This window comes from Fibrobacter sp. UWB3 (assembly GCF_002210405.1).
GTDB lineage: Bacteria > Fibrobacterota > Fibrobacteria > Fibrobacterales > Fibrobacteraceae > Fibrobacter.
This window is the reverse complement of record NZ_MWQJ01000004.1, coordinates 125,954-139,485: the sequence shown is the minus strand read 5'-3', so window position 1 is coordinate 139,485 and position 13,532 is coordinate 125,954. Positions and strand designations below refer to the sequence as shown.

Below are 13,532 nucleotides of genomic sequence, written 5' to 3'. Positions count from 1 at the left end.
GGCGGGCATGACAAGAGGAGGGAAAATGGACTTAGCGACAATCAAGAAATACCCGAGTCAAATCTCGACAGCATTCAAGCGATTTCCGCTTGCATCGGCGATGGCGTTATTCACGTTTATCGCGCTGGTCACCGATACTGAATTTGCACAATTCGGCAACGACCATTTCACGCGACTATTTGTATGGCTCGCCATCTACCCCATCGCGGCCATGCTCACGGCCCTTGCGACATCGCTCATCCAGGAATCCCGAAAAAGCGCAAACGCGCGCCCACAAGCTATCGCGAGTGGCGCATGGTTCTTGCTATCCATTGCACTTGTTGCAGGCTTGCCACTTGACGACGATCCCTTTTACTTTGGATGTACCGTCACCCTCGTTTACCTAATCGCCACCTTTGCAGTTTTTCTCGGACCGTTCTGGAAGCAGCCTAACGAAAACGGCTTCTGGAACTTTTTGCAAAAGAACATCAAATCAGCCATTATTGCCATTCTCGTCTCGGCAATTTTGCTCGGCGCCATTGAAGGGTTCGTCTTTGGCTTTGCTGAACTGTTCGATTCCGACCCCGGCGAAACCATCTACCTTTACATTTTCTATTTCTGTGCCAGCGTTGTCGCCCCCATTCTTTATTTTTCGGGCATTCCGTCCATTGACGAATGCGTTGAAGAACCGCCCGCCCTCAATAAGTTCGCATCAAGCACCATTCGGTTCCTGTTCATTCCGGTGCTCGCCATCGGCATCCTCCTCTTTTACGCCTATATTATCAAGTTCATTGTCTTGTGGGACATGCCCGACGAAGGAACCGTATCTGCATTCGTCTCGGGATTTATCATTTACTTGATAGCGCTCATTATTGCCATGCATCCGATGCGGCTCTCGACCGAGCAAACCACAGAAAAGAAGCTCCTGAAAATCTTCCCCGCCGCATGCATCCCGCTCGTCGTCCTGATGTCCATCGACGTCATGCACATATTCATCCAAGAAAGCCTCTCGCCAGAAATCATCTGGGTCATCACGATCAACATCTACTTCTATATCATCATTGCCATCCTGCTGAAAGAAAAAATCCAGCGCAAATCAAGGTACATCGCCATCGTTTTCTGCGCACTGTTCTTCATCACTACCATCAGCCCGTTAAACGCACACAACATTGCCGATCTCGTAGGGACAACCGAAATCGAAAACGCCCCCACCCAACAAAGCAACACCAAGACAACGCCGATCGAAGAAGACACAACCGCAAAATTCGACTCCTTCGAAGCGGACATATCAAATTCCGACATCATTTCGTTCATCATTCCTAAAGGCGCCAAGGAAGTCGCCATCTTGGACCATTATTTTGACAAAAGCGAATTTGAATACAAGGGCGACACGATTACCTTCCGGATTACGCTCTCGGAAGATGACGGAAATGCCGACTCTACAAAAACCGAAAGTGCCACGGATTCAAGTGCCGCGACCCCCAACGCCGCGGATTCCGCAAAAATAAAAAGCAGGGTTTACAGTTTCTACACGACAAAGCAAGAGCTGAACGATTCGCTCGAATCCATCGCCTCGGACCACGCCGCCATCGGGATCAAAGAACTGCATACGGGCCAATGGTCCAAAACAGGGCGCTCGCTCCGCATCAAGGGACTGTTGTTTACAGAGTAAATTGGCCGTTAGGGTCATTGCGCGACCGATTTAGCTTGACTAAATCTATGCATATAACTATATTTACGCATAAATAAGATTGATAAAATTGCGCGGACGCAAAACCACGCCAAAAGGAAACATTATGGAATACAAAATTAAGGATATCAACCTTGCGATCGAAGGCCGCAAGGAACTCGACCTCGCCGAAACCGAAATGCCGGGCCTTATGGCTCTCCGCAAGGAATATGCAGGCAAGAAGCCGCTCGCGGGTGCGCGCATCATGGGTAGCCTCCACATGACGGTGCAGACCGCTATTTTGATTGAAACGCTCGTGGACCTCGGTGCAGACGTGCGCTGGGTTTCCTGCAACATCTTCAGCACGCAGGACAACGCCGCAGCAGCAGTCGTTGTTGGCAAGAACGGCAGCGTCAGCAATCCGCAGGGCGTGCCTGTGTTCGCCTGGAAGGGTGAATCCTTGGAAGAATACTGGGAAAACACCGCCCGCGCCCTCGTATGGCCGGACGGCAAGACCGCAGACCTCATCGTCGATGACGGTGGCGACGCCACCATGCTCGTGACCTGCGGCGCCGAATTCGAAGATGCCGGCAAGGTGCCTGAATTCAACCCGGAAACCGACAGCGAAGAATGGGGCGTGTTCCTCGCCACCTGCCGCAAGATTTTCGAAAAGGATCCGAAACAGTGGACCCGCGCCCGCGAAGCATTGAAGGGCGTTTCCGAAGAAACCACTACCGGCGTGCATCGTTTGTACCAGATGGCACAGGCTAAGCGCCTCAAGTTCCCGGCCATCAACGTGAACGATTCCGTGACCAAGTCCAAGTTCGACAACCTCTACGGCTGCCGCCACTCCCTCATCGACGGCATCAACCGCGCCACCGACGTGATGATGGCTGGCAAAGTCGCAGTCGTCTGCGGCTACGGCGACGTGGGTAAGGGCTGCGCCCAGTCCCTCCGCGGCCAGGGCGCTCGCGTGATCATCACCGAAATCGACCCGATTTGCGCACTCCAGGCCGCCATGGAAGGCTACGAAGTCAAGACCCTCGACGAAGTCGTCAGCTACGCAGACATCTTCGTGACCACCACCGGCAACACCGGCATTATCTCCGCCGCCCAGATGGAAAAGATGAAGAACCGCGCCATCGTCGGTAACATCGGCCACTTCGACAACGAAATCGACATGGCTGGCCTCAAGAAGATTCCGGGCATCAAGCGTAACGAAATCAAGCCGCAGTACGACGAATGGATTTTCCCCGACGGTCACAGCATCCTCGTACTCGCCGAAGGCCGCCTCCTCAACCTCGGCTGCGCTACCGGTCACCCGAGCTTCGTGATGAGCGCAAGCTTCACGAACCAGACCATCGCACAGATTGACCTCTGGCTCAACGCTCAGGGCAAGCAGACTGTCGCCGGCATCAAGTACGAAAGCGGCGTTGTGTACACGCTCCCGAAGATCCTCGACGAAAAGGTCGCACGTCTCCACCTCGAAAAACTCGGTGTTCACCTCACCCGTCTCACGCAGGCTCAGGCCGACTACATCGGCGTGCCGGTCGAAGGCCCGTACAAGGCTGATCACTACCGCTACTAATCGCGGACGGCAAGTGCCGCGAGACGCAAAAGCGAGAAGCGCCGCGCGTTAACGAGATGCGCGTCAAACGTGACTCAAGATGTGCGGCACTTTATACAAAACGGGGCTCCATAAGGAGCCCTATTTTTATTAACGATTCCAGCCGGAATGCCCATCACCATAGACGACACCACCACCGCCATCATCATAGCCACCCAACGACGAAGTGCTTTTCACGCCCAACCAACCGCGCATACGCTTGATGCGCGCAGAAGAAGGAGTCTGGGACGAAGCGGCAGAGGCTTGCTCCGAGGAAGCGGCTTTATCGGCCGGGGATTGTTTATTGGTTAGAGAATCGGGCATATTACTTTTCCGCATTAACAATAGAAAATTTTCCAAGTTCTGCTACGAGCTCCAAGGAATCTTTCCTATAAATGTTCAGCCGAATTTCGGACGGACCATTCAACATCAAAGCAATACTCATCGGAATCTGCAAATTTGACGCTCCGTCCTTCTTTATTTCAAGAGTCAATTCAGGAGTGTGAACCACGCCATTATCGACTTCAACCTTGACAGTATAAAAACCCGCATCAATAGCGCGATCCACCTTTAGCGCAAAATAGACTCCGAAAAACAGCGGGTTATTCCATCGATTTTCCTGCGGAATGTTATTTTCAATAACATCCGTACCAAACACGCCAACAAGCATGAACTTGCCCGTGTTTTCCTGGCGAATCTGTTCGCACAATACAAAAGACTTTACTTGCATTCTAAACCTCCATCAAAGCAGGTTGAGCAAAGGAAGACAACTCAGCTTTTTCGTTGCTTGCAGCATTATTAATCGCCATGATCCCGGCCGCTTTAAAAACGTCAGTATTCAAATAAAATGACCTTACCGATGAATCCACCGCCTTTATTTTGTCCACGGTCTTTTTAAGAATTGCAGCTCGCGCGTATGATTCGTCAAAACCTGCCTCAGCCACAAGAGTTAACTCGGGCAATATCGAAACAAACCTAGATAAAGCAATTGCCGCAGCAGATACTTGAGTCCCCTGTTTCCAGCGATTAATCGTATGCGGAGCCAATCCCAAAGCACGCTCCAAACGACTGTCGGAATAGCCACACTCGTTCACTTTTTTCAACAAGGTTGGGACGCTCTCCTTTGCCCGTTCTAGGATTCTACTCTGCACAACCTTTTTCGATTCGGAATCCAGCAATATATCCGACATGCAATCCTTGCAATGACATATGGAAATTTCTTGTTGCACAGGTTCCGCTAGCGGAACAATCAGGGTCCGAAAATCCTTCTTGATTTCAATATTTTCTGAATCGCACACAGGACATTTTGTAATCATAAAAACCTCTATAACATAGGGAAACGGTTATCTAATTTCAAGGACTTGATAAACATTATCGTGATAATCTTTTCCGCCTTTTGATTCACCTTTTCGCATAAAGCCAAATAGTAATGTTGATCATCGTAAGGAATACTATAAGCATACACCGGAGTGCCGATTACGCCGACCTCAGGCCTGCGCAAAGGTTTTACTCCTAGACATTCAGGAACATCCTTTATTTGCAACAGCCATCGGCAAATATCCTCGCGGGGATTGATGATATTTAACCGGTAACTTACTTCTTCCGTAGGGGCCTTGGCATACAATTGTATTAAGGCACGCTTCTTTTTGCAGTAACTCAGTAACTGTAGCCATATTTCAACAGGGTCCTTCGGAGGCGAAGAAAAGGCAACGATTTCATCGTTTTGCGCTTCCATACGCCCCCTATTTACACATTATGTGTAAAAATATAAATTTTTGACAACAAAAAGACAACCCCAAAGGGGATAAAAGCCTCCAAAACCGCATTGTCCAGAGAAATTGACGAAGCGCCCACCTCAAGGCAAATAATTCAACAAGCATATACATCCTTTCCGCCTACAAGCAAAAAAAAAGCGGAGTAAATCGTTCACTGACAAATATAATTTCAATCAAATGTCAAAAGATGACAAATTGAAATCAAAGCTCATTTTTGGAACCAACTTTGCAGTTGCCGAGTTTTCCTCGGTAGCAGAACTGTTTCCAAAATGGAAATAGTTGAAAAATCTACTATAAGCTAAATTGTGCAGTTGTTAACTGCAAATTTTTTTTCAAATCTTCCGCAGCTGTTCGGAATTTCCGAACAGCTCAAATCAAATTTAAACATCCTGTCCCAAAACGCTTGTATTTTGTCCCGTAATTATTTATATTACGGAACAAGGTAGGTCAAGTCCATGAAAAAGAAGAATGTCATCAATCTGATTCGCTATTACGCCGAGAAAAACGATCCCGCTTTCCGCGAGGAGGCATACGAAATTGCTCGGGATTTTGACGCTAGTGGCGATTTTCAGCTTTCGGAATACATCATGGCCCTTATGTCCAGCGCGAACGCCTTTGTGCCGCAAATGCACGAAGACCAGATGACTTTTTTCCGCAAGGTCGCCCCTTCGCACGATTCGCTGCCGCTCCCTACGCCCATTGAGAAGGACATTATCGGAATCATCAACGCCATCCAGCGGAACATGGGAATCAATAAGTTCCTGTTCCAGGGCGCACCCGGAACAGGCAAGACCGAATCCGTACGGCAAATCGCCCGCATTCTGGAGCGCGACCTGTTCTGCGTCGATTTCGACACCATCATCGACAGCAAACTCGGCCAGACGCAAAAGAACATTGCCGCACTGTTCGACGAACTGAACCATTTTGCGCACCCCGAAAAAATTCTCGTCCTATTCGACGAGATAGACGCCATCGCCCTCGACAGAACCAACTCTCACGACCTTCGCGAAATGGGCCGCGCCACGTCGGCCATTCTCAAGGGCTTTGACAACCTCAACGAACAAATCACCATCATCGCCACGACAAACCTTTTCAAGCATTTTGACAAGGCTCTCTCCCGCCGTTTCGATTCCATTGTCGATTTCAACAGATACACGCAAGAAGACCTGCAGGAAATCGCGGAGTCTATTCTAAATAGTTTCTTGACCAAATTCAAGATTGCCGGACGAAACACGAGGCTTTTCTTCAAGATTATCAGCAAGAACGGAAGCCTCCCCAATCCAGGTGAACTCAAGAACATCATCAAGACAGCCGTCGCATTCAGCGATGCAAGCGTTGAGTGCGATTACCTTAGACGCTTGTACGAAAAATTCATCGGCCACATTCCGAGCGACCTGCAACAACTGCAAGAGCAAGGTTTCACCGTCCGCGAAATCGAAATACTTTCTGGCGTTTCAAAGAGCCAAGTAGCCAGAGCTTTACAAGGAGATAAAAAATGAATGATGTTCTCCTTTTAAAAGGGCGATTTGAACAAAAATCCCGCCCGCAAGGTTCTCCTATTAGGCAACTTCCTAGCAAAGCCGCCGAGCACGGAGTATCTGCAACACATATTCACGATTTGGTTTTCCAATTGAAAGATGTCAAGACATTTTGGGAAGACCACACACTTATTCAAAACATCTTAATCAATGTTCATTACGACAGAATTATAGCTAAAAGCAATCGAGTTCAAACACTCTTTGAACAAAAATGTAGCGAACGCATTGTTGGCGCTCGATTTACCCCAACTAGTCCTAAAAAACATATCATTACCTATTGTTTTGCTAGAAACGCTATTGACAAAGCTATCGAAACACTAAAAAAATGCGAAGAGATAGTCTCCGAACAATACGATGGCGAAATTCTCAAACAACATATTGATGAAATAAACGAACAAAAGATTAATTTTGAAGGTATTGCAAGATCTACTTTCGTTTCTAGCATTGTAGATTGTTACTATGTTGAGAAATTCGCGATCAGAAGAACTCCCGTTGATGTAAAAGATAGAACCATTATCTCTCTTTATCAAACCAAAGAGGATACCATCGAGCTTCTCAAAAAAATAAAAATCAATATAACGGAAGACCGCATTCTTGATGGAACAACGCTGCTTCTAAGTCCTAGCGATATTCAAAAGATTAACAACAATGCACCATACCTTATAGCGATGGCTGTATCAGACTTGGCAAAATTTACCAAGAATGATTTCATCTCCGAAGGCAAAAAAAAGAGAACTATAGAGCCACCCCAAAACGAGCCTGTTATTGGAGTTATAGACACTCTATTTGACACAAAAGTGTATTTTTCCGATTGGGTTGAATTTGAAAATAGATTTTCGCTAGACATTCCCGTATCGCAAAAGGATTTTGAGCATGGGACACAAGTTTCTTCCATCATTGTTGATGGGCCTTCTCTCAACCCCAACTTAGATGACGGGTGCGGTCATTTTCGGGTCAAACATTTTGGCGTAATGGGCGAAAATAAGGGAAGTACATTTACCATTTTGAAAACCATTCGCGATATTGTTAGCGAGAATAGACAAATAAAAGTATGGAATCTGTCACTAGGTACAGTTCAAGAAGTATTGGAGGATTACATTTCTCCAGAAGCCGCCGTGCTTGATAAAATTCAATCGGATTATGACGTGACATTTGTCATTGCGGGAACGAATAAACGGCCTTCAGATAAAAATGGGCCGAAACGAATTGGAGCTCCTGCAGACTCCATCAATTCCATAGTTGTTAATTCCGTCAACCTTGACAAAAAGCCTTCGTCTTATACAAGGTGTGGCCCTGTACTATCTTTCTTTAATAAGCCGGATTTCAGCTACTACGGTGGAGATTACAAGCAGAGACTTATTGCCTATGGACCAGAAGGCGAAAATGGCGTTTACGGGACATCATTTGCCGCTCCGTGGATTTCTCGTAAATTAGCTTATCTCATCCATATACTTGGATTAAAAAGAGAAGTCGCTAAGGCTTTATTGATAGACTCTGCTGCAGGTTGGATGAAAAAGGAGATCCCCTCCGAAGAAATTGGCTTCGGAATTATACCGATTAAAATTAATGACATTGTTCAAAGCAAAGATGACGAGATTCGCTTCATCTTAATGGGAGTTTCCGAAAAATTTGACACGTACAATTACAACATTCCTGTTCCAGTTACTCCCGATGCAATGCACCCTTTTGCTGCGAGAGCGACATTGTGCTATTTCCCCAAATGTGATAGAAACCAAGGTGTTGATTACACTAACACCGAGATTAGCATGCAATTCGGAAGAATGAAGGAAAAAAGCATCAAATCCATCAATGGTAATGCTCAGGATACAGAAAAGCCGGCCATATTCAAGGATCTTTCCGAAGAAAGCGTTCGTGCAGACTACCGCAAATGGGACAATGTTAAGTACGTTGCTGAAAAAGGCTTTGGCACACTCCGACCTCACGATGCCTACAGCGATGACGGCCTATGGGGTATCAGCCTAAAAACCAAAAACAGGCTAAATCCACAAGATGGCATCGGCTTGCATTTCGGCATAGTAGTTACTCTAAAAGAGATTTATGGGCAAAACCGACTTGACGAATTCAGGCAACGCTGCTTAATGCGCGGTTGGCTTGTAAATCCCGTAAATGTTGAAAATCTTGTTGAAGTCCGCAATAAGGCCGAAGAAGACATCGTGTGGGAGTAAATGCTCATGGAAGAAAAAGAAGGCTTCAATGACTCCGAACGAAAACTTATAGCACTGGCAAAAAAATCCTTTTTGCCTTTATGGACACATCCAAATGTTTTTCGTGATCAAGATAAAAGAGGAAGCATCGTTTCCGACGGAAAAGAAATTGTCGATCTACTTGTAATCTTTGGAGACTACATAATTCTTTTTTCGGATAAAGACTGCAAGTTTCCAGAAGCAAAAGATATTTCAATTATATGGCAACGATGGGTCAACAGAAGCATTATAGGCTCAATAAAACAACTTATGGGAGCAGAACGCTGGTTAAAAAAATACCCAGAAAGAGTTTTCAAAGATAAGGCATGCAGCGAGCCAGTATCGTTTAAAATCACAGAAAAAACAAAAATTATCCGAATTGCCGTTTGTCACTCAAATGCCGATATTTGTTCAAGATATCGTTCAGGAATTCCTTTCATTGGTTTTGATACAAGTATAAATCCGCCAACATCCAAGCCATTTTGGCTGGGTAAAATGGGAGAAGAGGGAAAATACGTTCACATATTTGATGAATTTTCTTTTGAAGCGATACTAGATAAATTGGATACAATAGATGATTTTACAAAATATCTAGAATACAAGGAAAAAATTATAAACAAAGGGATTCAAATTAGGGCAGACTCCGAACTAGACCTTCTTGCGAACTTCTTTAAAAATTTCAACGAAAAAAAACAAGAGCATCTATATACAATCCAAAAAAATCAAGTTAATGTTCCCTCTAACGAGTGGCTATCTCTATATGATGACTACGGCTACGTGCAAGGAAAAAAATTAGATAATCAATACAATATAATTGATACAATAATAAACAAATTTTCCCACTGCATACGCAACAAATCATTAGTAGATAGTTCTCCCGAAGGACTGAACAACTCTGAATTAGCATTGCGAGCCCTAGCTGGAGAATGCCGACTTAGCAGAAGATGCATGTCACAAGCCATTGTTGATTATTGGCTCCAAAAAAGATACGATTACACAAGAAGAATCCCTTCCGAGAGTTTTCAAAAAATTCATTTCGTCTTTACATCTCCATCATTAAAAAAAGATGAGTCCTTCGAAGATTATCAAGAAAGACGAATAGATGCATTAATGCGAATTTGTTTAATAGAACGATATACACATCAAGACAATAAACCAGTTATCGGTTTGGCAACAAACCCTCCCTGCGATAAGCAAGGCTGCGAAGATTTAATTTACATTCCTGTCAATTTACAAAATGTTGACCCAGAAATGTGGAATCTCGCTAAAGAATATGTCAATGAGTATAAAAAAAATGAAGATTATAAAAAACGTAAGCTACAACGTTTTTCTTCATATGAATTTCCTTTTGTTCCTAAAAAATTAGGACGAAATGATCCATGCCCCTGTGGTTCTGGGAAAAAATATAAGAAATGTTGCGGGGCAAATTAATCATAAAATTTACGTCATTTTAAATTTCCATCAAGTTGTTTCTTTAGGTCTTCTTTCATTTTTTTCAGCGGGTACTGTTTTCCATCAGGAACATCATGCATCCCCAAAATTTGCTTTTCTAATTGTTTTGAAATGACATCAAAGAAATAATTCATTTGCGATTCATCTATTTTTTTCGCATTTATCGCAGACTCAAATAATTTGGCAAAAAATTTTCGTTCAGGATCGCTGTAATTTTTGTAACGATTTAAAAAATCCAACAAATCAAGTCTATGCATATTGTAGATTTCTTCTAGATGCAATACTTTTTTTGATTTATCCACCTTATCATTATTCGAAACAATTGCTAACTTTATTTTATTTTCATCCAATTTACCCTCAAAGAATTCATTCACATCAATATTTGTTCCATTTATTTTTGCACGGAAAACTCCATTATCCCCAAAGTCTTCATCATAGGGATACACCATAGACTTCGCCTCGTCTTTATCAGATTTACTGTTGTTACATGTATGGCAAGACGGAATAAAATTATATAGATTACAAGATAAATAGGGATAAATATCTTTTGGATAAAAATGGTCTATTTCGGGCCTTGTTAAACAATGATTTTTTTCATTTCGGACAGTAAAGATATACAGTCTATTGCAGTATGGGCATACATCTATTTTCAGTATTTCGCATAATTTATATGCATCCCATTTATTATCTTTTACATGTTTCCCATCAAAATCTTCATATCCAAAGGCTTCTAATAGATGAGTGGTCCTCTTTTTTATCATACCTTCTTTAGGAACATGCTTGTTTGCTCGTTTAATGCCCCTTAATTCCGCATCATGTTTCGCAATTAGATTTTCTAATAAAGTTCTACAGTTTCCCACCTTTTTTATTTCTTTTTCATCAAAAAATAAATACGGCTTTATTTGCTCAACAAAATCTTTAGTTTTGTCCAACTTTAACATTTGAATCAAATAGTCTTTTCTTGTTATTTTACGATTCCATTTACATTTCTTTTGTACTTGTTCAAGAAACCAGCTAAGATGCTTATCTTTTGCTGTTAACTGATGCGTATCTTTTCCGTCCAACAAAGAATAATCAATTTTAATCATAAGAAATATTAGATTCCTTAATCAAACTTTTCAAGACAACATCACCCATATTTTCAACAATAACTTTTACATCATCATCACCAAGAGTCTTCGTTCCATCATGCAAACATTTAATCACCATTTTCAATTTTTCTTCTGCAAATTCGCCTATAGGTGATTTCATAAAAAAAGAATCAAAAACCATCTCACCAATATTACCAGCAAAAGTTTTAAGTTTTTTTTCTTTTTGACATCCATCTTCTAAAAACATAATTTTATTTAGTGGTATATCTGACAACAAAAACGGAGAATGTGTTATAATTAAAACATTTATAAAATATTTGTCATATCTCAAAACATGAAGAAGTTCCAAGAGTCTATTTATGAATTGCCTTTGATATTCTGGATGGAAACAAATTTCAACTTCATCAAAAACTAAGTTTACCTGATTATACCTAGGATGATTTTTGTCATTTTCTGTTTCTGATTCGACGATTGAAAAAATATTTTCAAGATGATACGCATGAATAGACAAAGTTTGAAGCATCTGAATTTCTCCCGAGCTCAATCCTTTGTAAGGAATAAAGCTATCAGAAGCAATTTCATTGTCATTATTTTTGTTCAAATATAGCTCATACGAAAAAAAAGATGGTGGCAAGCATTCGTCTATTTTTGATGGATACAAAAACTTTACAAAGTCATCTTTTTTCTCCTTACTCACATCAAACGGAGAGAGATATTCTAAATATTTATCTTCTATATGAGGAAAATAAGTTCCCTGATCATCTACCTCAACATCAACGTTTCCTGTCAAAATATCATAATATGGACCCGTGAACCAATCGAATAGCTGTTGGAAATAATTTTCACCCGAAAAATCATGAGCATTATCATAAGAGGTGTCTGCAATTCTTAAAAAATGCATCGCTCTACGAATCTTTTTTGTGATATGAGATGTATCTAGTTTCAAAGTATATAAAAGCTCATCAAAATCCTTTTCATTCGTCACATTAAAAACTAAACATTTCTCTTTTAAAGAATCAATACGAACTGAAAGAGAATTAATATATTTCAAATACGCTGGATATTTATTAATTACATTTATAATTTTAATTACAACATACAAAAGTCCCAATTTAGACATATAACTATCATTTATTTTGACATAGAATGCATCTTGTATTTTTTCACAAAAAGATTTTTTCCCATCGCACAAATAGATTACTTTTTCTATAGCATCTTCATCTGTTTTAATTTTTCTACTATAAAAATCTTTATCCTCTTTTTTTAATGAATGTAATATTTTTTCTCTTACAAAATTTTTCTTATATGAAAATTTAAAAGAATTGTACTCATACGGAGAAAAAGGATTTTTTTCATCTATTTTTCCCAAACGACGTTGCTGTTTAAACCAAATCATCAAAGCCGTCAAACGATCTTTAGAAAGTTCAATCTCATTATGCAAATTCAATATCCCATTGCCTCTAAAAGGATTTAAAACGATTGGCCGAATATAACTATCATTTTTATGGAATAAGCTATTAATCCAAGATTTTTCAACCGTTCTTTTGGTAACACCCCGTATAGAAGCATCATAATAATATACATCGTTTATATAATTCGAAGCAATAAAAGATTGCATAGAATAATTAGAAACAATTGTATAGAAAAAATTTTTAACCAAATCTTTTAGGCGTTCATCATCAAAGCTTTCTACATTATCACCATATTCATATAAGTTAAAATAGTAGTTTTTCCCACCAGATAATGATTTAAAAAAAACAAAGTCTCCTTTTATCTCTAATACAAATTTATTGTCGTTAATTGAAAAATAAAGATTCACATATAAATATGGAATAAAAAATAATTCATCGGCTCCCGGTCTATTCTTCCCTCTTTCAAACATAAAAGAAAAATTATTTATAGCAGCATACATCAGGTCTAACAAAGAACTTTTACCACTTCCGTTTTTTCCTACAATTGCCTGAATACTAATTCTCTCGCCAAAAAAATTATCTGCATCAAGTCGTTGACTAATAGAGGTTTCTTCTAATGAGTCATATTGATTGTGACGAAAAAAATCATTAAAGAAAAATTTCTTTCCAAAATTCTCTAATGAGTGATGTTTATCAAACTCTTCATAATCAAACTTTGTTATTAGATTCTTATATAGCGCCCCATGTTTTTCCCAAACTTTTCTAGGAACTGCTATTTCAAGGCAATTTATACTAAAACTCATATT

11 protein-coding genes are annotated in these 13,532 nt (G+C 41.3%); 5 read left to right on the top strand and 6 right to left on the bottom strand.

Features of this window, described 5'->3' with window-relative positions; translation table 11 throughout:
- Positions 1-25: 25 nt before the first annotated feature.
- Positions 26-1,651 carry a DUF4153 domain-containing protein gene (locus tag B7991_RS06315; RefSeq protein ID WP_176421769.1) on the top strand — a complete coding sequence of 542 codons (1,626 nt, stop codon included), beginning with the start codon at positions 26-28 and terminating at the stop codon, positions 1,649-1,651.
- A gap of 124 nt (positions 1,652-1,775) precedes the next feature.
- A complete protein-coding gene (ahcY, locus tag B7991_RS06310; RefSeq protein WP_088630082.1) occupies positions 1,776-3,236 on the top strand; it encodes an adenosylhomocysteinase in 1,461 nt (486 codons plus the stop codon).
- A gap of 129 nt (positions 3,237-3,365) precedes the next feature.
- On the opposite strand, the gene B7991_RS06305 is transcribed toward ahcY, so the two are convergent.
- From B7991_RS06305 to B7991_RS06290, 4 genes are read right to left on the bottom strand one after another with little or no spacing between them, the layout of a single operon-like run.
- Positions 3,366-3,578 carry a hypothetical protein gene (locus tag B7991_RS06305; RefSeq protein WP_085491741.1) on the bottom strand — a complete coding sequence of 71 codons (213 nt, stop codon included), beginning with the start codon at positions 3,576-3,578 and terminating at the stop codon, positions 3,366-3,368.
- Position 3,579: 1 nt separating this feature from the next.
- A complete protein-coding gene (locus tag B7991_RS06300) occupies positions 3,580-3,984 on the bottom strand; it encodes a hypothetical protein (protein ID WP_088630081.1) in 405 nt (134 codons plus the stop codon).
- Position 3,985: 1 nt separating this feature from the next.
- Positions 3,986-4,570: a hypothetical protein gene (locus B7991_RS06295; RefSeq protein ID WP_088630080.1), complete on the bottom strand. Its 585-nt coding sequence runs from the start codon at positions 4,568-4,570 to the stop codon at positions 3,986-3,988.
- Positions 4,571-4,578: 8 nt separating this feature from the next.
- Positions 4,579-4,989 (bottom strand): hypothetical protein, encoded by a 411-nt coding sequence (locus tag B7991_RS06290; RefSeq protein ID WP_088630079.1) that lies wholly within the window; start codon positions 4,987-4,989, stop codon positions 4,579-4,581.
- 495 nt (positions 4,990-5,484) lie between these two features.
- On the opposite strand from B7991_RS06290, the gene B7991_RS06285 reads away from it, so the two are divergent.
- Genes B7991_RS06285 through B7991_RS15105 form a run of 3 tightly spaced genes read left to right on the top strand, consistent with a single transcriptional unit; the run spans position 5,485 to position 10,202 of the window.
- Positions 5,485-6,528, top strand: a complete 1,044-nt coding sequence (locus tag B7991_RS06285; RefSeq protein WP_088630078.1) for an ATP-binding protein — start codon at positions 5,485-5,487, stop codon at positions 6,526-6,528.
- Positions 6,525-8,753 (top strand): S8 family peptidase, encoded by a 2,229-nt coding sequence (locus B7991_RS06280; protein ID WP_088630077.1) that lies wholly within the window; start codon positions 6,525-6,527, stop codon positions 8,751-8,753. Before B7991_RS06285 ends, B7991_RS06280 begins: the two co-directional genes overlap by 4 nt.
- Positions 8,754-8,759: 6 nt before the next feature.
- A complete protein-coding gene (locus tag B7991_RS15105) occupies positions 8,760-10,202 on the top strand; it encodes an SEC-C metal-binding domain-containing protein (protein WP_176421768.1) in 1,443 nt (480 codons plus the stop codon).
- 14 nt (positions 10,203-10,216) lie between these two features.
- On the opposite strand, the gene B7991_RS06270 is transcribed toward B7991_RS15105, so the two are convergent.
- Entirely contained in the window at positions 10,217-11,311 is a 1,095-nt protein-coding gene (locus B7991_RS06270; protein ID WP_088630075.1) for a hypothetical protein, read from the bottom strand.
- Positions 11,304-13,529: an AAA family ATPase gene (locus tag B7991_RS06265; protein ID WP_088630074.1), complete on the bottom strand. Its 2,226-nt coding sequence runs from the start codon at positions 13,527-13,529 to the stop codon at positions 11,304-11,306. The genes B7991_RS06270 and B7991_RS06265 overlap by 8 nt, the downstream gene beginning before the upstream one ends.
- Positions 13,530-13,532 lie beyond the last annotated feature (3 nt).

What these genes read in the sequence shown, in the direction of transcription:
- B7991_RS06315 (WP_176421769.1), top strand. Translation starts at nt 26, where the DNA reads ATGGACTTAGCGACAATCAAGAAATACCCGAGTCAAATCTCGACAGCA.
- ahcY (WP_088630082.1), top strand. Translation starts at nt 1,776, where the DNA reads ATGGAATACAAAATTAAGGATATCAACCTTGCGATCGAAGGCCGCAAG.
- B7991_RS06305 (WP_085491741.1), bottom strand. Translation starts at nt 3,578, where the DNA reads ATGCCCGATTCTCTAACCAATAAACAATCCCCGGCCGATAAAGCCGCT.
- B7991_RS06300 (WP_088630081.1), bottom strand. Translation starts at nt 3,984, where the DNA reads ATGCAAGTAAAGTCTTTTGTATTGTGCGAACAGATTCGCCAGGAAAAC.
- B7991_RS06295 (WP_088630080.1), bottom strand. Translation starts at nt 4,570, where the DNA reads ATGATTACAAAATGTCCTGTGTGCGATTCAGAAAATATTGAAATCAAG.
- B7991_RS06290 (WP_088630079.1), bottom strand. Translation starts at nt 4,989, where the DNA reads ATGGAAGCGCAAAACGATGAAATCGTTGCCTTTTCTTCGCCTCCGAAG.
- B7991_RS06285 (WP_088630078.1), top strand. Translation starts at nt 5,485, where the DNA reads ATGAAAAAGAAGAATGTCATCAATCTGATTCGCTATTACGCCGAGAAA.
- B7991_RS06280 (WP_088630077.1), top strand. Translation starts at nt 6,525, where the DNA reads ATGAATGATGTTCTCCTTTTAAAAGGGCGATTTGAACAAAAATCCCGC.
- B7991_RS15105 (WP_176421768.1), top strand. Translation starts at nt 8,760, where the DNA reads ATGGAAGAAAAAGAAGGCTTCAATGACTCCGAACGAAAACTTATAGCA.
- B7991_RS06270 (WP_088630075.1), bottom strand. Translation starts at nt 11,311, where the DNA reads ATGATTAAAATTGATTATTCTTTGTTGGACGGAAAAGATACGCATCAG.
- B7991_RS06265 (WP_088630074.1), bottom strand. Translation starts at nt 13,529, where the DNA reads ATGAGTTTTAGTATAAATTGCCTTGAAATAGCAGTTCCTAGAAAAGTT.